16 protein-coding genes are annotated in these 19,104 nt (G+C 71.3%); 9 read left to right on the top strand and 7 right to left on the bottom strand.

Annotated elements, in window-relative coordinates; genetic code table 11:
• Positions 1-197 precede the first annotated feature (197 nt).
• From DSM104299_RS28870 to DSM104299_RS28845, 6 genes are all read left to right on the top strand, one after another.
• On the top strand, positions 198-1,172 hold the full coding sequence (locus tag DSM104299_RS28870) for an ABC transporter permease (RefSeq protein WP_272475140.1): 975 nt from the start codon (positions 198-200) through the stop codon (positions 1,170-1,172).
• Between the two features lie 74 nt (positions 1,173-1,246).
• Positions 1,247-3,037 carry an ABC transporter substrate-binding protein gene (locus tag DSM104299_RS28865; protein ID WP_272475139.1) on the top strand — a complete coding sequence of 597 codons (1,791 nt, stop codon included), beginning with the start codon at positions 1,247-1,249 and terminating at the stop codon, positions 3,035-3,037.
• 75 nt (positions 3,038-3,112) lie between these two features.
• Positions 3,113-4,069 carry an ABC transporter permease gene (locus tag DSM104299_RS28860; protein WP_272475138.1) on the top strand — a complete coding sequence of 319 codons (957 nt, stop codon included), beginning with the start codon at positions 3,113-3,115 and terminating at the stop codon, positions 4,067-4,069.
• A gap of 17 nt (positions 4,070-4,086) precedes the next feature.
• On the top strand, positions 4,087-5,190 hold the full coding sequence (locus DSM104299_RS28855) for an ABC transporter ATP-binding protein (RefSeq protein WP_272475137.1): 1,104 nt from the start codon (positions 4,087-4,089) through the stop codon (positions 5,188-5,190).
• Positions 5,187-6,251 carry an ABC transporter ATP-binding protein gene (locus DSM104299_RS28850; RefSeq protein WP_272475136.1) on the top strand — a complete coding sequence of 355 codons (1,065 nt, stop codon included), beginning with the start codon at positions 5,187-5,189 and terminating at the stop codon, positions 6,249-6,251. Before DSM104299_RS28855 ends, DSM104299_RS28850 begins: the two co-directional genes overlap by 4 nt.
• 198 nt (positions 6,252-6,449) lie before the next feature.
• Entirely contained in the window at positions 6,450-6,863 is a 414-nt protein-coding gene (locus DSM104299_RS28845) for a YbaK/EbsC family protein (RefSeq protein ID WP_272475135.1), read from the top strand.
• Between the two features lie 2 nt (positions 6,864-6,865).
• Here the strand turns inward: DSM104299_RS28845 and DSM104299_RS28840 are convergent, their stop codons facing one another.
• Genes DSM104299_RS28840 through DSM104299_RS28815 form a run of 6 tightly spaced genes read right to left on the bottom strand, consistent with a single transcriptional unit; the run spans position 6,866 to position 12,502 of the window.
• Entirely contained in the window at positions 6,866-8,842 is a 1,977-nt protein-coding gene (locus DSM104299_RS28840) for a potassium transporter Kup (protein WP_272475134.1), read from the bottom strand.
• A complete protein-coding gene (locus tag DSM104299_RS28835; RefSeq protein ID WP_272475133.1) occupies positions 8,793-9,446 on the bottom strand; it encodes a hypothetical protein in 654 nt (217 codons plus the stop codon). Before DSM104299_RS28835 ends, DSM104299_RS28840 begins: the two co-directional genes overlap by 50 nt.
• 51 nt (positions 9,447-9,497) lie before the next feature.
• Positions 9,498-9,920: a D-aminoacyl-tRNA deacylase gene (gene dtd / locus DSM104299_RS28830; RefSeq protein ID WP_272475132.1), complete on the bottom strand. Its 423-nt coding sequence runs from the start codon at positions 9,918-9,920 to the stop codon at positions 9,498-9,500.
• An 11-nt stretch (positions 9,921-9,931) separates the two neighbouring features.
• Positions 9,932-10,855, bottom strand: coding sequence for an AEC family transporter (locus DSM104299_RS28825; RefSeq protein ID WP_272475131.1), 924 nt, complete (start codon positions 10,853-10,855; stop codon positions 9,932-9,934).
• Positions 10,852-11,853: a galactose-1-phosphate uridylyltransferase gene (locus DSM104299_RS28820; protein WP_272475130.1), complete on the bottom strand. Its 1,002-nt coding sequence runs from the start codon at positions 11,851-11,853 to the stop codon at positions 10,852-10,854. The genes DSM104299_RS28825 and DSM104299_RS28820 overlap by 4 nt, the downstream gene beginning before the upstream one ends.
• A 52-nt stretch (positions 11,854-11,905) precedes the next feature.
• The gene (locus tag DSM104299_RS28815; protein ID WP_272475129.1) at positions 11,906-12,502 is read right to left on the bottom strand and encodes a TlpA family protein disulfide reductase; all 597 of its coding nucleotides are present in this window, start codon (positions 12,500-12,502) and stop codon (positions 11,906-11,908) included.
• A 194-nt stretch (positions 12,503-12,696) separates the two neighbouring features.
• On the opposite strand from DSM104299_RS28815, the gene DSM104299_RS28810 reads away from it, so the two are divergent.
• The 3 genes from DSM104299_RS28810 to DSM104299_RS28800 are packed head-to-tail and all read left to right on the top strand — an operon-like array spanning position 12,697 to position 18,231.
• Complete coding sequence (locus DSM104299_RS28810; RefSeq protein WP_272475128.1) at positions 12,697-16,347, top strand: DEAD/DEAH box helicase; 3,651 nt, start codon at positions 12,697-12,699, stop codon at positions 16,345-16,347.
• Between the two features lie 20 nt (positions 16,348-16,367).
• Positions 16,368-16,862 (top strand): PH domain-containing protein, encoded by a 495-nt coding sequence (locus DSM104299_RS28805; RefSeq protein ID WP_272475127.1) that lies wholly within the window; start codon positions 16,368-16,370, stop codon positions 16,860-16,862.
• A complete protein-coding gene (locus tag DSM104299_RS28800) occupies positions 16,852-18,231 on the top strand; it encodes a PH domain-containing protein (RefSeq protein ID WP_272475126.1) in 1,380 nt (459 codons plus the stop codon). The genes DSM104299_RS28805 and DSM104299_RS28800 overlap by 11 nt, the downstream gene beginning before the upstream one ends.
• On the opposite strand, the gene DSM104299_RS28795 is transcribed toward DSM104299_RS28800, so the two are convergent.
• Positions 18,228-19,088 carry an Ig-like domain-containing protein gene (locus DSM104299_RS28795; protein WP_272475125.1) on the bottom strand — a complete coding sequence of 287 codons (861 nt, stop codon included), beginning with the start codon at positions 19,086-19,088 and terminating at the stop codon, positions 18,228-18,230. The two genes, DSM104299_RS28800 and DSM104299_RS28795, sit on opposite strands and share 4 nt — an antisense overlap.
• Positions 19,089-19,104: the final 16 nt, after the last annotated feature.

Raw genomic sequence — 19,104 nt, 5'->3', positions numbered from 1 at the left:
AGGGCTTGCGTGAAGCTCAGGTTGTGTGTGGTCAAGTAACCTGACATATCCCTGTCAAGAGGAGTAGCCTGCGCGCCGTTCGCAGCGAAGCCCCTCCCATTGAGGAGGTGCAGGGGCCGTTACAGCGCGAACGTCGAACAGCTTCTGGGAGAGGGACCCATTAAGCAGGACGAGACCACGCACGTGGGGGCCGACGCGTGAGCACCGGCACCCCCGAATCGCTCCTCGAGAGCGAACCCGTCGACCTGACGGGAGAGTCGGCAGCGGACATCGCTGCCCGTTCGCCCCTGGAGCTCTTCTGGCGGCGACTGCGACGCGACAAGGTGGCGCTTGTCGCGCTGGCCATCGTGCTCTTCATGGTGTTCGTGGCGATCTTCGCCCCGCTCATCGTGAAGGTCTTCGGCCTGCCCAACCCGCGGACGCAGAACGACAACCTGCTCGACGACTTCGGGTCGCCCACCGGGCCGTCCGGCGCGCACCCGTTCGGCGTCGACGAGCGCGGGCGCGACGTCCTGTCGCGCGTCATCTACGGCTCCCGCGTCTCGCTCGAGGTCGCGTTCATCGCCACGGCGCTGATCGTGATCATCGGCGTGACCGCCGGCCTGACCACGGGCTACTACCGCGGCAAGGTCGACACGCTCATCAGCCGCGTCATGGACCTGTTCCTGGCGTTCCCGGTGCTCGTCCTGGCCGTCGGCCTGGGCGTCGCCTGCGCGGACGGCTGCCTCGGCGGCGCGATCCAGCCGGGCCTGCCGGTGATCATCTTCGTGATCACGCTCACGACCTGGCCCTACATGGCCCGCATCGTGCGCGGCCAGGTGCTGTCGCTGCGCGAGCGCGAGTTCGTCGAGGCGTCTCGCTCGCTGGGCGCCAGCGACGCACGCATCATCTTCCGGGAGATCCTCCCGAACCTCATCGCCCCGATCATCGTCTACGCGACGGTGCTCATCCCGCAGAACATCCTGTACGAGGCGGCACTGTCGTTCCTCGGCGTCGGCGTGGATCCGTCCAAGCCGAGCTGGGGCGCGATGATCTCCGACGCCACCTCGATCTTCCAGGACGCCTGGTGGTTCATGGTCTTCCCAGGCCTGGCGCTCCTGATCACGGTCCTCGCCTTCAACATCGTCGGCGACGGCTTGCAGGATGCGCTCAACCCGCGGACGTCGAAGTAGTGCACGTGCGACGCCGCCCATCCCCATGGCCGAGCCCTGAGAACGCTCGGCAGTCCATTACGAAAGGACCGCACATGTCTCGGAGTCACCTCCGATTCCTGGTGGCGGGCATGCTCGTCGTGCTCGCGTTCGTGGTCGCCGCCTGTGGAGGCGACGACAACAGCTCGTCGTCGACCTCCAAGAGCAGCGCCGGCACCGAGTCGAACGCCAAGACGGCTGACGCCCCCGCCAAGAAGGGCGGCAAGATCACCATGCTTGCTGCCTCCGACGTCGACTTCGTCGACCCGGGCCACACCTACTACACGTTCGGCGAGATGGTGACGCTGGCGACCAACCGCCCGCTGTACTCCTTCAAGCCTGACGACGCCAACAAGCCGGTGCCGGACCTCGCCGCTGACGAGGCTCAGGTCTCCAGCGACAAGAAGACCGTCACGATCAAGATCCGCCCGGGCGTCAAGTACGCGCCGCCGGTCAACCGTGACGTGACCTCGGCCGACGTCAAGTACGCGATCGAGCGCTTCTTCTCGGTCAACGTCGGCGGCCAGTACCCCGGCTACTTCTCGGTGATCGACGGCGCGCCGTCGAAGCCCACGACCGGCGTCAAGCCGATCTCCGGCATCGAGACGCCCGACGACCAGACGATCGTCTTCCACCTGAAGGACCCGACCGCCGTCTCGTTCGTCGCCGCCCTGGTGATGCCGATCACGGTGCCGGTGCCCAAGGAGTACGCGTCGAAGTTCGACGCCAAGAACCCGTCGACGTACAACACGCACGTCGCGTTCACGGGCCCGTACATGATCGAGAACAACAGCTCCGGCTCGCTCACCGGCTACAAGCCCGGCAAGAGCATCTCGATGGTGCGCAACCCGAACTGGGACGCCAAGACGGACTACCGCCCGGCGAACGCGGACTCGTTCTTCATCCGCACCAACGCGTCGGACGCCAACGTCTCGGCCCGTCAGGTCATCGACGGCTCGTCGATGCTGCTGGACACCAACCCGCCGGCGAACATCCTCAAGGACCTCGTCACGCAGGTGAAGGACCAGTACCTCTCCGTTCCGTCGGGTGGCTACCGCTACTTCCCGCTGAACACCGAGGTCAAGCCGTTCGACAACATCAACGTCCGCAAGGCCGTGATGGCGGGCTTCTCCCGGAACGCGGCGCGTCTGGCGCGTGGTGGCAAGTACGTCGGCGACATCGCCACGCACTGGCTGCCGCCGGACTTCCCGGGCTTCGATCAATCCGGTGGCTTCAAGGGCTTCCCGGACATCGATTACTTCAACGACAAGAACGAAGACGGCGACATGGCCGTGGCCGCGAAGTACTTCAAGGCCGCCGGCTACGCCTCGGGCAAGTACGAGGGCAACGACGAGATCCTGATCGTCGGCGCCAACGCCGACCCGGGCAAGGCCCAGGCCGAAGTCGCCTCGGCCCAGCTGCAGAAGATGGGCTTCAAGACCCGTCTGCGCCTGGTCCCGCAGGACGCCGTGTACACGGATTGGTGCCAGGTCCCGTCCAAGAAGGTCGGCATGTGCGGTGGCGCCGGCTGGTTCAAGGACTTCGCCGATCCGCAGTCGATGTTGGAGCCGGTCTTCAAGGGCTCGCTCATCAACCGCCAGAGCGGCAACATCAACTACTCGATGTTGAACGACCCCAAGGTCGACGACGCCATGAACAAGGCGGCGCTGCTCGAGGGTGACGCACGCCTCCAGGCGTGGGCCAACGTCGACAAGATGATCGTCCAGGATGCCGCCGGCATCCCGTTCATCTGGGACAAGACCACGCTGGTGCGTTCGAAGAACGTCAACGGCGTCGCGAACCCGTACATCGCGCTCTGGGACCTGTCCTTCACCTCGATCAAGTAGCTCACGAGATCCGTCTCTGCCGCCCCGGGGCTCACGCCTCGGGGCGGCGGCGTACGGGGGAGCCTTTTCCACCACATGGCCAGCTACATCGCTCGACGCGTCCTCTGGACGATCCTGCTCCTGTTGGTGATCACCGCGGTCACCTTCCTCATCTTCTACGTGCTTCCGACGGCCGATCCGGCCGCGCTGCGCGCGGGGCGCGATCCGTCCCCGGACCTGATCAAGGCCATCAAGCACCAGCTTGGCCTCGACAAGTCCCTCCCGGCGCAATACGTCGACTACACGAAGGCGCTCTGGCTGCACTTCGACTTCGGCGACAGCTTCATCAACAACACGTCGGTGCGGTCGCTGATCTTCGACCGCCTCCCGAACACGATCTTCCTGGTCCTGGGCGCGGCGCTCGTCTGGTTCGTCAGCGGCGTGGTCATCGGCATCGTCTCCGCCACGCGGCGCGGCTCCTTCTGGGACCGCTTCCTGATGGGCGGGGCGCTCGTCGCGATCTCGGCGCCCGTGTACTGGATGGGCCTCGTCTCGCTGTACCTGTTCAGCGATGACATCGGCAAGTGGAAGATCTTCCCGGGCGCCGGCGCCTACCAGGACGCGCACACCTTCCCGGCCAAGTGCTGGGCCATGGTCATGCCGTGGTGCGTGTTGGCCGCGGCCTTCGCCGCGATCTACGCCCGGCTCCTGCGCTCCAACCTGCTGGAGACGATGAGCGAGGACTACATCCGCACCGCGCGGGCCAAGGGCCTGAACGAGCGGCGCGTCGTCCTGCGCCACGGCGTGCGCTCGGCGATCACCCCCGTGATCACCGTGCTCGGCCTGGACATCGGCATCCTGATGGGCGGCGCGATCCTGACGGAGACCGTCTTCAACATCGACGGCGTCGGCCGTCTCTCATTCGACGCGATCCAGCGCGGTGACCTTGCCACGATCCAGGGCACGACGATCGTCCTGGCCGCCAGCGTGGCCATCATGAGCCTGGTCGTGGACATCCTGTACGCGTTCCTCGACCCGCGCGTGCGCTACTAAGTGGGAGGGTGAGTCCCATGGCGCAGCCGCTGCTGGAGGTCAAGGACCTCGTCGTGCACTTCGAGACCGAGGACGGCGTCGTCCAGGCGGTCGACGGCATCAGCTACACGGTCGATCGCGGGAAGGCGCTCGGCATCGTCGGCGAGTCCGGCTCCGGCAAGTCCGTGTCCTCCATGACGGTGATGGGACTGACGCGCGCGGGCAACGCGCACATCAGCGGTTCGATCACGTTCGAGGGCAAGGACCTGCTCACCGCCTCGGAGGAGGAGATCCGCAAGGTCCGCGGTGGCGACATCGCGATGATCTTCCAGGACCCGCTGTCCTCGCTGCATCCGTTCTACAAGATCGGCGACCAGCTGGTCGAGGCCCATCGCGCTCACAACGACGTCTCCAAGGCGCGGGCGCGCGACCGGGCGATCGAGATGCTGGGCCTGGTCGGCATCCCGGACCCGCGGCGCCGCATCGACGGCTACCCGCACGAGTTCTCGGGCGGCATGCGCCAGCGCGTGATGATCGCGATGGCGCTGATCAACGACCCCAAGCTGCTGATCGCCGACGAGCCGACGACGGCGCTGGACGTGACCGTCCAGGCGCAGATCCTCGAGCTCATCCAGAAGCTCCAGCAGGAGCTCGACACGGCGGTCGTGATGATCACCCACGACCTCGGCGTCGTCGCCGAGGTCACCGAGGAGATCGCGGTCATGTACGCCGGCCGGATCGTCGAGTACGGCACGGCCGACACGGTCTTCGCGGCGCCCGAGCACCCGTACACGTGGGGTCTGCTCAAGTCGATCCCGCGCCTGGACACGCCGCGCGACCAGGAGCTCGTCCCGATCTACGGCCGCCCGCCGTCGCTGATCAACAAGCCGTCGGGCTGCTCGTTCCACCCGCGCTGCCCGTACGTGCGCGACGCGCACAAGAAGGTCGATCCGACCCTCGAGCCGGTCGGCGGCGCGGACGCGACCCACAAGGTCGCGTGCCTGCTGCCGTCCGAGACGCGCCGGTCCCTCTGGGCCGCGCTGCGCGCGGGTGAGACGCCCGAGCAGGTGATCGAGGAGGTCGCGATCCCCGAGACCACCCTGTCGCCCTCCGCCGAGGGCACCAACGAGGTGACCGAATGAGCGAGCAGCAGCAGGAGCTGGGCACGGTCGGCGCCGGCGGCGACACGCTGGTCAAGGTCCGCGACCTGGAGATGCACTTCCCGATCCGCTCCGGCTTCCTGGTCCAGCGCCAGGTCGGCGCGGTCAAGGCCGTCGACGGCATCACCTTCGACGTCAAGCGCGGCGAGACGCTCGGCCTGGTCGGCGAGTCCGGCTGCGGCAAGTCGACGACCGCGCGCCTGATCACGCGCCTGCTCGCGCCCACCGGCGGCTCGATCACGTGGGAGGGCCGCGACATCGCCGGCCTCTCGCGCCGGGAGCTCAAGCCGCTGCGTCGCGAGATGCAGATGATCTTCCAGGACCCGTACTCGTCGCTGAACCCGCGCAAGACGGTCGGCACGATCATCGGCGAGCCGTTCATCATCCACGGCGTCGAGACCGACGAGCGCAAGCGCAAGGGCCTGGTCCAGGACCTGATGGAGCAGGTCGGGCTCAACCCCGAGCACTACAACCGCCTGCCGCACCAGTTCTCCGGCGGCCAGCGCCAGCGCATCGGCGTCGCCCGCGCGATCGCGCTGAAGCCGAAGCTGATCGTGGCCGACGAGCCGGTCTCCGCGCTCGACGTGTCGATCCAGGCGCAGGTGCTGAACCTGCTCAAGGACCTGCAGCGCGAGCTGGGGCTGACGATCATCTTCATCGCGCACGACCTGTCGGTCGTCCGCCACACGTGCGACCGCGTCGCCGTGATGTACCTCGGCAAGATCGTCGAGCTGGCGGAGTCCGACGACCTCTACAACCACCCGCGCCACCCGTACACCGGCGCGCTGCTGTCGGCGGTCCCGGTCCCGGACCCGCGCCTGGCGCGCAACAAGAACCGCCAGGTGCTCGGCGGGGACGTCCCGTCGCCGGCCAACCCGCCGTCGGCCTGCCGCTTCCACACGCGCTGCCCGAAGTTCGTCGAGGGCACGTGCGACGTCACCTACCCGGAGCTCGAGGTCAAGGACGGCGGCAACGTCGCCGCCTGCCACTTCCCGCTGACCGACGAGGAGATCGCTCGGCGCGTGCCGACGGCGGCGGCGTAGGGGCCGCCGCGGCGGACGCGCCGCGGCCGTTGGGTCGGCGGCGTGTCGGGGTTCCACGGGAACCCAAATCCCGCCGTTGACGGAGGTCGGCGGTGCTTTGGTGGCCTATGGGCCCCCAGAACCACCGTTCACCTCGCGCGCGACGTCCGGCGCTGGACGCCGGCCCGCGCTCGCGACACCACCGCATACGCTTCGCCCATGTACGACAACGTCCGCGAGTTCGCCGAGCCCGCGCATACCGCCGAGCAGGCGGCGGCGGCGATCGGGGTCGATGTCGGCGCCATCGTCAAGTCCTTGGTCTTCCTGCGCGATGGCGTTCCGGTCCTGGTGCTCTGCTCCGGGGCCAACCGCGTCGACGAGGAGGCGTTGGGCGTCGAGCGCGCTCGGGCCGCGACGGTCCGCGAGGTCACGGGTCAGGCGATCGGCGGGGTCGCGCCGTACGGGCATCCGGCGCCGCTGGAGACGCTCGTCGACGAGGACCTCATGACCTACGACGAGGTCTGGGCGGCGGCCGGGCATCCGGCCAAGGTGTTCCCGATCGCGCCGGTCGAGCTGCTGCGGCGCACCAACGGGACGCCCGCGCGCGTGCGCGTCCGCGCGGCCGGGTCCTAGAACTACAACTCGACGTGCGACCCCATGACGACCGTGCGGTCGTCGGGGAGGCCGAAGTAGCCCACGGGGTTCGACGTGTTGCGCGACATGGCCATGAAGAGCTTCTTGCGCCAGCGCGCCATCCCGGGCTTCCTGGTCATGACGATGGTCATGCGCGAGATGAAGTAGCTGGCGTGGGCGACGTCGATGTCGCCCTCCAGGCGCTTGCTCGCGCGGCGCAGCGTGCGCGGGATGTCGACGTCGTCCTGGAAGCCGTGGTGGGCGGTGATGTGGACGATGCCGTCGTTGCCGTAGCCGAGGTCGTCGACGGTCACGCGCTGGGTCTCGCGCACGTGCGGGACGCGGTCGACGACGACCGACACGATCACCACGTTGTCGTGCAGGACGCGGTTGTGCTCGACGTTCGCGCGCAGCGCCAGCGGCGTGGTCTTGATGTTGGCGTTGAGGAACACCGCGGTCGCCGGCGGGCGGAACACCGGCGGGTCCGAGGCGTGGACCTCGTCGACGAAGTCGCGCAGCGGACCCTCGAGCTCGGTGCGGTTGGCCGTGAGGATCTCGCGGCCCTTCTGCCAGGTCGTCAGCACCACGAAGATCAGGCCGGCGATGAGCAGCGGGAACCAGCCGCCGTGGGCGACCTTGGGCAGGTTGGCGGTGAAGTACGTGAGGTCGACGGTGAGGAAGATGGCGCCGCCGGCGATCGCGGTGCGCAGCGGCTTGCGCCAGACGACGTGGACGACGACGAAGAACAGGATCGTGTCGATCGCCAGCGTCCCGGTCACCGCGATGCCGTAGGCCGAGGCGAGGTGCTCGGAGGACTGGAAGCCGACGACGAGCGCGACGACCGCGACGAAGATCCCCCAGTTCACCGCCGGCGCGTAGACCTGGCCGATCGCCTCGCGCGACGTGTGGCGGATCGTCAGCCGCGGCAGGAAGCCGAGTCCGATCGCCTGGCGCGTGACGCTGAAGGCACCCGAGATCACGGCCTGGGACGCGATCACCGTCGCGAACGTCGCGAGGATCACGACCGGGATCCGCGACCAGTGCGGCATCAGCAGGAAGAACGGGTTGTCGATGGCCTTGGGCTCGCGCAGGATCAGCGCGCCCTGGCCCATGTACTGCAGCAGCAGCGCCGGGAAGACCAGGCCGAACCACGCGCGGCGGATCGGCGGGCGGCCGAAGTGCCCCATGTCGGCGTACAGCGCTTCGGCGCCGGTGACCGTGAGGACGACCGAGCCCAGCGCGATGAACGCGGTGCTGCCGTGCTCGCCCATGAAGGTGATGGCGTAGGTGGGGGAGAGCGCGCGCAGGATCCCGGGGTGGTTGACGACCTCGGCCGTGCCGCTGACGGCCAGCAGCGTGAACCACAGCGCCATGATCGGGCCGAACGCGCGCCCGACGGCGCCGGTGCCGAAGCGCTGGATCGAGAACAGGACCGTGAGGATCGCGAGCGTGATCGGGACGACCCAGTCCTCGAAGGACGGCGACACGATCTCCATGCCCTCGACGGCGGAGAGCACCGAGATCGCAGGCGTGATCATGCCGTCGCCGTAGAAGAGGCTGGCGCCGAAGATGCCGAGCATGACGAGCGCGACCTGCGCCCAGCGCCGCTCCAGGCTCACGCCCTGGATGCGCGCGATGAGGGCCATGATCCCGCCCTCGCCCTCGTTGTCGGCGCGCATGATCAAGGTCACGTACTTGATCGAGACGATGATCGTGATGGTCCAGAAGACCAGCGAGATCACGCCGTAGACCGTCGTCTGCGTGGGGTGGACGGCGTGGTGGTCGACGCTGAAGACGCTCTGCAGGGCGTACAGCGGCGAGGTGCCGATGTCGCCGAAGACGATGCCGAGCGCGCCGAGGGTCAGCGCCGCGGCGCCGCCGGCGTGGAGCGCTTCGCGCTGGTGTCCGTGCCCGTCGCCGGGCGTGTGCTCAGGCGGCGGGCCGGTCGTCGTCATCGCCGTCTTCGTCGTCCTCGCCATCGTCGTCGTACAGCGACTCGCGGGCGAGCTCCCGGCCGACGGCGTCGAACACCGCGACGTCGAGCGTGTCGCCGCGGTAGTCGTCCGGGGCGAGGAGCGTGAAGCGGTTCTCGATCAGGATGCACTGGTCGACGACGAGGTCGGCGAGCTCGGCGGTCGCGACCGCGACCCGGTCGACGACCGGCGTGCCCCAGACCAGGGTCATCGCGGCGACCGCGCCGCTCTCGCCGCGCCAGCCGCCGACGACCTCCTCGCAGACGTCGATCGTCCACTCCGGGTTGGCCTCGACCGTCTCCTCGGTCCAGTCGGCGGTCGCGACGAAGTGGTCGGGCTCCTGGCCGTCCTCGACGGCGGGCGCGAACGAGACGACGCCGTACAGCTCCAGGTTGGTCGAGGTGCGACACGTCGCGGGCACGTACGTCCGCCCACCCCACGTCCGGTCCGGGAACCACACGATGTCGCCGGGCTCCCCGACCTCGTCCTCGATGCTCAGGCACGCCGCGAGGAACTCCTCCCGCAGCTTGTCGGCCCAGCGCCCGTACGGAAGCAGCTCCTGCGGAGGCTCGGCGGCGAAGCGGGGGACGAAGCGGTCCACGGGCGGCATGGGTGGGGACCTTACGGTGTGGCGCGCAGCAGCGGTCCGTGACGCGGAGACCTACGGCAGCTCCATCATCAACGTCACCGGGCCGTCGTTGACCAGGCTCACCTCCATGTGCGCGCCGAAGACGCCGCCCTGCGCGCCGAGGCGGGCGCGGAAGCGCTCGTAGAGCGGCTCGGCGTGCTCTGGGCGGGCGGCGGCGACGAAGGAGGGGCGGTTGCCCTTCCGGGTCTCGCCGTAGAGCGTGAACTGGCTCACGACCAGGATCTCGCGGTCCGGGCCGAGCGCGTCGTTCATCTTGCCGTCGGCGTCTTCGAACACCCGCAGGGCGGCGACCTTGTCGGCCAGGCGGTCGCCGATGGCCTCGTCGTCGTCGTGGGTCACGCCCAACAGCACCAACAACCCCGGGCCGATCGCGCCGACGGTCTCGCCGTCGACGGCCACTCGTGCTTCGCTGACGCGTTGGATCAGGGCGCGCATGGCACGTCCTCCTAGAGGAGCGGGGACAGGACGAGGGCGAGGGCGACGACCAGCGTCGTGGACCAGGCGATCGCGCTCGCGGCCAGCCTGAGGTCCAACCCGTACAGGTGGCTGACGATCAGCGAGTTGATCCCGGACGCCATCCCGGCCTGCAGCAGGTAGGCGTCCGGCACGTCGAGCGTCAGCTTTGAGAACACGTACAACAACGCCGGAGCGACCGCCATCCGGAGCCCGAGCGCGACGCCGACGGCGGGCGTCAGCGGCGGCGGGAAGCCGAAGACGCCCTCCTCGCGCTCGGCCATCAGGTTCACGCCGAGGATGAAGAAGCCGAGCGGCAGGACGGCGAAGGCGGCGCAGAAGCGCGCGACGCTCACGACCGCCTCCGGCGCGAGCACGTTCGGCGCGAGCAGCCCGGCCAGCAGCGCCCACAGCACCGGGTTCTTCATCAGGAACGCCCGCGCGCGGTCGCGCGGGGTCTCGCCGGCCTCGGTCCCGTACGCGGCGCCCACCGCGAACCCCGCCGTGTACAGCATGACCTGGCTGACGACCGTGTCCCAGGCGATCGCGGGCGCGAGCGCGTGGTGGCCGAGCAGCGCGGCGACGAGCGGGATGCCCAAGTACCCCGTGTTGCCCAGGATGACCGTGAGGATCAGGGTCCCGACGCTCGGCCGCGGCAGCTTCAGCACGCGCGTCCCGATCTGGGCGGCCAGGACGCCGACGATCGCCAGCTCCAGGAACCCGAGCAGCAGGCCGATCCCGACGCCGCCGCCCAGGTGCAGCCGCGCGACGACGAAGAACACGATGAACGGCAGCAGGCCCCACACCATCACGTCGATCAGGCCGCGCGCGAACCGCTGCGCGCCCATGCCGAAGCGGTGCTCGGCGCCGGCCCCGACGAGCGTCGACGCCAGGATGGCCAGCGCGACGAGGATCACGCCGTGCTGGCGTCGCGCAAGCGCTGCGCGGCCGTCTCCGGCGCCACGATGTTCAGGCCGACGCCGGTCCCCAGCTCCAGCCCGGCGAGGTGGGTCAGGCGCGGCACGACGTCGATGCGCCAGCAGAAGTGGTCGGCGCCGGCGGGCGCGGTCCGGACCCAGATGTTCAGCGGCGGCAGGAAGCCGAGGACGCCGCGCAGGCGCTGGAGCGCGCCGTGCAGCAGCGCGGCGCCGAACCCGCCGGCCAGGCCGTCGTCCTCGAAGCGGGCGGTCGGCCGCCGCGGCGCGAGCAGCATCGCGAACGGCAGCCGCGCGGCGTAGGGGCTGAGCAGCACCATCTCGTCGTCGATGGCGATCAGCCGCTCACGCAGCCGGACCTCCTCGGCGACCAGGTTCTCCAGCAGGTTGCTGCCCATCGTCTGCACCGCGTAGGCCGCGAAGCGCTCGCGCTCGCGCGCGACCTGGGCCGGGACGAAGTCCAAGGCGTACAACTGCGCGTGGGTGTGCGGGAGCGAGGCGCCGCCCTCGGCGCGCTCGTTGACGAGCAGGTGCAGGTAGGCGGCGCCCGCGTGCGCGCGCATGCGGGCGCGCCACATCGCCATCGCGTGGCCGACCTGCTCGACGCTCAGGTCCGCCAGCGACGTCACCGCGTCCGGCGCGTTGACGATGACCTCGTGGGCGCCGCGCGCGGGGGCCGTGCTGAACAGCTCCGGGGCGTGCGAGGGCGCGGGGTCCTCGGTGTCCGGGGCGAGCGCCGGGTAGAGGTTCGGGACGACGCGCACGCGCCACCCGGGACCGTCGGGCGCGCTGCCGTCGGGCCGGTCGGCGGCGACCTCGGGCGGCGTGCGGTCCTCATGGCCGGGCGCGAACGGGTCGGCCTCGGCGTCGATCGGCGGCGCGTCGGCGCCGGCAATCGGCCAGCCGCCCGGCCGGTCGGCCCGTCCGCCGGCGACGATCGTCTTCAGGCCGGTCAGCGGATCGACCCGGACCTCACTCACGACGATGCCGCCGCGGCCGCGCGAGGGAGCCTCTGGGCGAGGTCTTGCGCCCTCACTTCGGCTGGCCCAGGGCGTAGCGCTTGATGTCGGTCGCGAACGCGGCGTCGGAGGTGTACGGGCCCTGGTGGATGTACTTCACCTTGCCGTCGGCGCCGTAGTAGAGCGTCGTCGGGAAGCTGCGCCCGATGCCGAGCGACTGCGCGATCCGCGAGTTGCGGTCGACCAGGCTCGGATAGGTGACCGGGAAGTGCTTCAGGAACTTGCTCGCGTCGTGGTCGTTGTCGCTGGCGTCGAGGCCGACGAATGCGACCTGCTTGCCGAACTGCGTGCTGGTCGACTGGAGAACCGGGAACTCGCCACGGCAGGGTCCGCACCAGGACGCCCACTTGTTGACGACGATCGGGTGGCCCTTGAGCGACGAGATGCGCTGGGAGTAGACGCCCTTGTCGGCCGGGATCAGCGTGTTGGCCTGGCCGTGGAGCTCGGCCAGCGGCGCGGGCGCGCCGGCGAGCTTGGCCTTGGCGGCGGCGAGGTCGAACCGGTCGGGCGTGGGCGCCTTCGTGCTGCCGCCGCTCTGCGCCAACCCGACCACGACGATCGCGATCACGGCCACGGCGCCGGTGACGAGCAGGACGCGGCCACGAGACATGTCGTGAAGGGTAGTCGGACCGCTCTAGGGAACTGCCGGCCGATCCGGTATCCTTGCTCACCAGAGGCGAGGGAACAGCTGCTGTTCACAGGAGGTCCCTCGCTTCCCTCGGTCCCATCCAGCGGGACCGCCAAGCGCACGTCCGCCGCTCTCGGTTCCTTCGCGGACGCTTCTTACGAAGAGCAGAGCCGTTCATGGCTGAATCACCGCCGCCGGCCGTCGAGGCCGCATCCGTCCCCGATCCGACGCTCGTCGCTCGCGCCGAGGCGTTCACCCGTGAGCGCTTCCTGCACGAGGGCGAGGACGCCGCGATCGCGCTCGCACCGGGCAGCGCCCGGCGCCGTGCGCTGGACTTCGCGCTGGCCGAGATCGCCCGGGGCGACAAGGTCCCGTCGACGAAGTGGCGGCGCCGCTACGCCCTGCTGCTCGGGCTCGAGCGCGTCCTGTCCGAGGACGAGCCGCGCCTGGCCGACGGCACGCTGCTGAACCCGCACCAGGTCGACGCGCTGTCCGGCACGCTGGTCGCGCTGCTCGCGTCGACGCAGAAGGGGCTCAACGGCGCCGGCGCCGCCGCCGAGGCCGCCGCGCCGGTCCTGGCCGTCGAGGAGGCGCCGCCGGCGCCGGATGCGGTCGAGGCGCCGGAGGAAGAGCCCGAGCCCGAAGAGCCCGACGACGATCACGACGACGACGACGAGGACGACGAGCCCGAGGATCGCACGCCCGTCGAGATCGAGATCGAAGGCCTCGAGGACGACGACGAGGCCGACGAGGAGCCTGAGCCCTCCGAGGACGAGTCCTACGACGACGAGGCCGACGAGGACGTCGACGAGGACATCGAGGAGGGCGCGGCCGACGACCCGAACGCCGACAAGCGCTTCTGGTTCGAGCACGCGACCGGCGCCGGTAAGACCGTCGCGGCCATGGGCTTCGTCGAGGCGTCGCGCACCGGCGGCGTCCTGATCCTGACGCACCGCCGCAACCTGGTCGACCAGTTCCTCGGCGAGCTGCGCACCCGCGGCTACGGGGATCGCGAGTCGCCGCCGCTGCTGGAGGGCGAAGGCACGACCCGCACCGACGGCGGGCGGGTGGGTCCGGTCACGATCGAGACCTACCAGTGGTTCGTCCGCAACGCCGGCCGCATCTCCGACGCCTACACCATCGTCATCTGCGACGAGGCGCACACCGCGCTGGGCGACAAGACGTCCGCGGCGATCCGCGCGTGGACGGGCCCGATCTTCGTCGGCATGACCGCGACCGGCGCGCTGATCGCCCGTCACGTCACCGACCTCTTCCCGACCCAGACGTCGCGCTTCGACCTCGCCCAGGCGGCACGCCGCGGCGTGATCGCGCCGCTGCGGTCGATCCGCATCCCGCCGGGTCCGGGCGTCCGGACGATCGCCAAGGTGCCCCTGCGCAAGGGCGAGGTCGACGTCGAGTTCGATCAGGAGATGCTGGCCGAGCTCCTCGACCAGGCGCCGTTCAACCTGGCGATCGCCGACCTCTACAAGACGCGCTTCAACGGCGTGCCCGGCGTGGTCTACGCCGCGGGCGTCAAGCACGCGATGAACGTCGCCGAGGCGTTCCGCCAGCTCGACATCAAGGCGATGGGCGTCTCGGGCGAGACGCCGAAGCGCGAGCTGGCCGAGATCCTGGCCAAGTACGAGCGCGGCGAGATCGACGTCCTGGTCAACGCCCAGCTGCTCGCCGAGGGCTGGAACTCGCCGCGCGCGACGATCTGCATGCACCTGGCGCCGACGGCGTCCAAGCGCATCTACCAGCAGCGCGTCGGCCGCGTGACGCGGCGCCATCCGGGCAAGGAGTCCGGGATCGTCGTGGACTTCGTCCATCCTGCGACGCGGCACGACGACCCGGTCGTCACGCTGCACTCGCTGCTGGACCGCGACGTCTACCGCGGCGGCGCGATCGTCGTCGGACCGGTGCGGCGCGGCCGGGGCAGGCGCGTGCGCGTCGAGCGCCGGGTCATCCCGGTCACGGCCGACATGGACAAGCGCGTCGAGGTCTTCGAGCGCGAGCTGTGGCGGATCGCCGTCGAGTTCCTCGACTACGGCGAGCAGGTGCAGTGGGCGGCGCTGGCCGGCGCGCGCGTCGCGCCGTCCGGATGGCGCCGGGCGCGGGCGATGCTGCACTTCGACAAGACCGGCGAGCTCAAGCGCGCGTTCCTGCTGACGGCGGTCGAGCGCAACAAGAACTCGCAGCTGCGCCTGCGCGCGCTGCAGGAGATCGCGCAGTCGCGGGACGCCGACGCGTTCGAGCGGGCGGTCGACGTCGTGCGCACGTGGTCGCGCGACGAGCGCCGCGAGGGCGTCAAGATCCTGCTGCAGGCCCTGGCCGAGCGCCGGATCGGGCGTCGCGACCAGGCATCGCACTGGATCTGGGACCTCGCCGACATGACGCGCGAGGTGCACGAGGAGTACGCGGTCCAGCGCTGGCCCGAGACGAAGCGCCTGCTCGGGCTGCTCGTGAACTCCTCGGGCGGCGCGCACGCGCGCAACGCCCGCCGGCTCGTGCACGCGGCTCGCAAGCAGGACCGCCGGCTGAGCGCCGCGCTGCTGGCCGCCGCCGTCGCGCACACGCCGGAGGCGATGGAGGTGGTCCGCGGCGCGCGGACGCGCATGGCCCGCAAGCCGAGCGCGCTGTCGCGCGAGCTGCTGCGCAACTTCCCGAAGCGCAAGACCCGCTCCCGTCGGCGGCGCGGCAGGAAGGGCGACGAGGCGGTCAAGGCCACGCAGGTCGAGGTCGCCGTCGGCGCCGCGGTGGGCGCCGAGGGTGGCGACGGCGCTGAGGACGCCGTCGCGACAGAGAACGGCGACGGCCAGGCGCCGCCGCGCAAGAAGCGCCGGCGGTCGCGGCGCAAGTCCGCCGCCGCGCGGGCCGCCGCCGCGGCGGAGGCCGCGGGGGCGGAGTCGTCGTCCGAGCAGGGCGAGGGCGGCGAGCGCGAGAGCGCGGACCGTGCCGAGCCCAAGCCGATCGATACGGACGAGGCCGCCCGCGGCATCGAGGCCGCGGCCGCGCTGCTGGCCGGCCGCTCGGCGCCCGCGAGCACGGACACCGACGCGCCCGACGCGCCTGAAGCCAAGCCGAAGGCCAAGCCCCGCCAGCGTCGCTCGCCGGTGGCCGTGGCGTCGGCTGCGGCCGCGAATGGCTCGGCGCCCGCCGAGGCGTCTGCGGCTGCCGAGGCGGCTGTGCCTGTGGAGGCCTCTGCGCCTGCCGCGGCGGGTGCGCCTGCGGAGGCGGCTGTGCCTGCGGAGGCCTCTGCGCCTGCCGCGGCGGCTGTGCCTGCGGAGGCGGCTACGCCCGTGGAGGCAGAAGCACCAAAGCCGAAGCGACGCCGGACGCCGGTGAAGCCGGCCGAGGCCGAGGCCACGCCGGCCGCCGAGGAGGCGCCGAAGCCCAAGCGCCGCCGGACGCCGGTGAAGCCGGCCGAGGCCGAGGCCACGCCGGCCGCCGAGGAGGCGCCGAAGCCCAAGCGCCGCCGGACGCCCGCGAAGCCGGCGGCCGCCGAGGGCGACGCCGAGGAGGCGCCGAAGCCGAAGCGACGGACGGCGGCGAAGAAGGCCGAGGACGCCGCGGCGGTCGAGGAGAAGCCGAAGCGCAAGCGCGCGCCCGCCAAGAAGGCCGCTCCCGCCGCCGACGAGGCGCCGAAGCCCAAGCGCCGCCGGACGGTCAAGGCGGCCGAGGCCCCGGAGCAGCTGTCGCTCGACGGCGCCACCGCCCCGGCCGACGACGAGGCGCCGAAGCCGCGCCGCCGCACCACGCGCCGCAAGGCGGACGCCGACGGCGAGGCCGAGCCGTCGCCGTCGTCCGATCAGCTCGACGCCGCGTAGCCGGCTCGTACGCTGACGGCGTGCCCGACGAACGCCCTGAGCCGGATCAGCGGCTCGCGCCCGCGGCGAGGACGATCTGGACGCTCGAGCTCGCCGGTGGCGGCGTGGTCGCGTTCGTCGTCACGCTGTTCCTGAGCCGGATCCTGCGCGATCACCACGAGGACGGCGCGCTGCACACGCTCGCCAGCCTCGCGCCATGGATCGTCCTGGTCGGCGCGATCCTCGTCGCGGCCACCGTCCCTACGCTGCGCCTGCGCCGCTGGCGCTGGCGTCTCGACGACGACGAGCTGGACCTGCGGCGGGGGATCGTCACCGAGATCCGCACGATCGTCCCGATCGCGCGGATCCAGCACGTCGACGTCCGGCGGTCGTTCTGGTCGCAGCTGTTCGGCGTCGCCGACGTCGTCGTGCACACGGCGGCGGGTACGACGGAGATCCCGACGCTGCCCGAGCACGACGCCGCGAGCGTCCGCGACCGGCTCGCCGGCCTGATCCGGACGCCCGATGACGAGTGACGGGCCCTACCGCCTGCACGTGGCGGCCGCGGTCGACGAGGCCCTGCGCGGCCTTCGCGACATCGCCGTCCCGCTGCTCATCGGGCTCGTCGCGGGCGGCACGCGCTCGTCGTTCTCGGCGCTCGCCTTCGGCCTGCTCGGCGCGGTCGCCGCGCTGGCGATCGGCATCGCCCGCTGGCACGCGACGACCTACACCGTCACCGACCGCGCCCTCCACTTCCGCTCCGGCGTGTTCTCGCCCGACGACACCGTCGTGCCGCTCGAGCGCATCCAGGCCGTCGACACGATCGCCGGCCCGGTCCAGCGCGTCTTCGGCGTCACCGGCCTGCACGTGCAGACGCCCGGCGGCGGCGAGGACGGCGACGTCATCCTCAGCGCGCTGTCGGCGTCCAACGCCGCCCACCTGCGCGCGGCGCTCGGCCATCCCGACCACGGCCTCGGCGCCGCCCGCCGCCGCCTGCGGATGCGCGCGCTCCTGCTCGCCGCGCTCACCGCCCCGCAGCTCACGATCCTGCTCCCGGTCGTCGGCGCGATCTTCGGCGCGCTCCAGAACGACCTGCTCGGCGCCGGCGAGGCCGAGGTCAAGCACATCAACTCGACCGGCGAGGTCGTCATGGTGGCCTTGGTCCTCCTGCTTTGCGCCTGGCTGCTGTCGTTCCTCGGCGCGATCGTGGCGTTCTCCGGCTTCGAGATCGAGCGCGTCGAGGACCGCCTCCGGATCCGCCGCGGCCTGCTGCAGCGCCGCGCGGTCTCGGTCCCGGTCGGCCGCGTCGACGGCGTCCAGATCGTCGAGAGCCCGCTGCGCCGCCCGTTCGGCCTGGTCACGCTACGCTTGGAGGTGACGAGCCTCGGCGGGCGCGAGACCGCCGCCCGGACCCTGTTCCCGCTGCTGCGCGCGGCGCAGGTCGACGCGTTCCTGTCCGCCGTGATCCCCGAGCTGGCCGGCCCGCTCCAGCTGCAGCAGCGCCCGCCGGCGCGAGCGCGGCGCCGCTACGTGACGGTCCCGCTCGTCGCCGCGCTGGCGGCGAGCGCCGTCCTCATCGCCCTGGTCCCCGAGGCCTGGCCGGTCGCGCTGGTCTTGGCGCTCGGCGCGGTCCTCAGCGGGCTCGACGCCTACGCCGCCGGCGGCCTGCGCCTCGCGCCCGAAGACGCGCGCGTCATCCTCCGGGCCCGGCGCCGCGGCTCGCGCGTGACGCTGATCGCCCGCCGCCGCCGGCTGCAGGAGCTCGGCGTCTCACGCACGCCGCTCCAGCGCCGCGCGGACCTCGCGACCGTCTCGATCGCCATCGCGCGCGGCACCCGGATCGGCGTCCGCCACGTCGAGCGGCCGCTGGCCGCGCGGGTGCTCGCGCAGCTCGCCCCTGGCTAGGCGTACACCCCGCCGGCGCTGAGGCTCACGTGGCGCGAGCCCGCGGTCAGCGTCCCCTTCACGAGGAACGGGAGCTTCGCGGAGCGCAGGCGCAGGATCCCGGGCTTGAAGGCGACGTGGACGGTCTGCGTCCCGGCCGGCAGGCCCGACACCTTCAGGAACGTCTTGGCGCCCGGGACGAGCGAGACCTTCAACTTGCCGCGCGACAGCGCCGTGCGCGCGCCCTTCAACGTGTAGGTCTTCTTGCCGACCTCGAGCGTGCCGATCGCGCGGCCGCGCAGCGCGGAGGGGATCGCCGCGACGACGTTCTTGGCGGCGTTGGCCGACACCGCGTCCAGCGGCTCGCCGTCGGCCTCGAACGCGGAGCCGAAGTCCAGCGAGGCCGCGCCCCGCTTCTGCGGGATTTCCGGGTAGAACGTCGCGTTCTGGCAGTCGGTCGCGGTCAGCGCGAACTGCGTGCTCGCGGGCGCGCCGGCCTTCGGCGTGACGGTCACGGTGATCGTGTGGTCGCCGACCGGCATGCGCTTGGAGGAGCCCGAGACGCCCTTCCACTCGAACGGCGCGGTCGGGTCCTCGCGCACGACGGTGCCGTCGAGGGCCCATTGGACCTTCGCGACGCCGGCCAGCGCCGCTGCGCTCCCGCGCACCGAGAAGTCGAAGAACAGGCGGTTGCGGGTCAGCAGCCCGCCGTAGGGATCGCGGGCGACCAGGTCGGTTCCGGCGATCGGGTGGTCGACCTCCACGCGAGGAGCCTGGAGGTGGCAGTCGGTCGGCGCGGTGGCGGCGGACGCCGCGGCGGGGAGCGCCAGCGCGGCGGCGCTGACGGCGAGCAGGGGGAGGTGGGAAAGGCGGCGCATGACCCTAAGAACGTAG

The sequence above is a fragment of the Baekduia alba genome, assembly GCF_028416635.1.
Lineage (GTDB): Bacteria > Actinomycetota > Thermoleophilia > Solirubrobacterales > Solirubrobacteraceae > Baekduia > Baekduia alba.
The sequence above is the reverse complement of the archived record's forward strand: the minus strand, read 5'-3'. Positions and strand labels throughout refer to the sequence as shown.

Excerpts from the sequence above, each read along its gene's own strand:
- DSM104299_RS28865 (WP_272475139.1), top strand. The coding sequence starts at position 1,247 with ATGTCTCGGAGTCACCTCCGATTCCTGGTGGCGGGCATGCTCGTCGTG.
- DSM104299_RS28860 (WP_272475138.1), top strand. The coding sequence starts at position 3,113 with ATGGCCAGCTACATCGCTCGACGCGTCCTCTGGACGATCCTGCTCCTG.
- DSM104299_RS28855 (WP_272475137.1), top strand. The coding sequence starts at position 4,087 with ATGGCGCAGCCGCTGCTGGAGGTCAAGGACCTCGTCGTGCACTTCGAG.
- DSM104299_RS28850 (WP_272475136.1), top strand. The coding sequence starts at position 5,187 with ATGAGCGAGCAGCAGCAGGAGCTGGGCACGGTCGGCGCCGGCGGCGAC.
- DSM104299_RS28845 (WP_272475135.1), top strand. The coding sequence starts at position 6,450 with ATGTACGACAACGTCCGCGAGTTCGCCGAGCCCGCGCATACCGCCGAG.
- DSM104299_RS28840 (WP_272475134.1), bottom strand. The coding sequence starts at position 8,842 with ATGGCGAGGACGACGAAGACGGCGATGACGACGACCGGCCCGCCGCCT.
- DSM104299_RS28835 (WP_272475133.1), bottom strand. The coding sequence starts at position 9,446 with ATGCCGCCCGTGGACCGCTTCGTCCCCCGCTTCGCCGCCGAGCCTCCG.
- dtd (WP_272475132.1), bottom strand. The coding sequence starts at position 9,920 with ATGCGCGCCCTGATCCAACGCGTCAGCGAAGCACGAGTGGCCGTCGAC.
- DSM104299_RS28815 (WP_272475129.1), bottom strand. The coding sequence starts at position 12,502 with ATGTCTCGTGGCCGCGTCCTGCTCGTCACCGGCGCCGTGGCCGTGATC.
- DSM104299_RS28810 (WP_272475128.1), top strand. The coding sequence starts at position 12,697 with ATGGCTGAATCACCGCCGCCGGCCGTCGAGGCCGCATCCGTCCCCGAT.
- DSM104299_RS28800 (WP_272475126.1), top strand. The coding sequence starts at position 16,852 with ATGACGAGTGACGGGCCCTACCGCCTGCACGTGGCGGCCGCGGTCGAC.
- DSM104299_RS28795 (WP_272475125.1), bottom strand. The coding sequence starts at position 19,088 with ATGCGCCGCCTTTCCCACCTCCCCCTGCTCGCCGTCAGCGCCGCCGCG.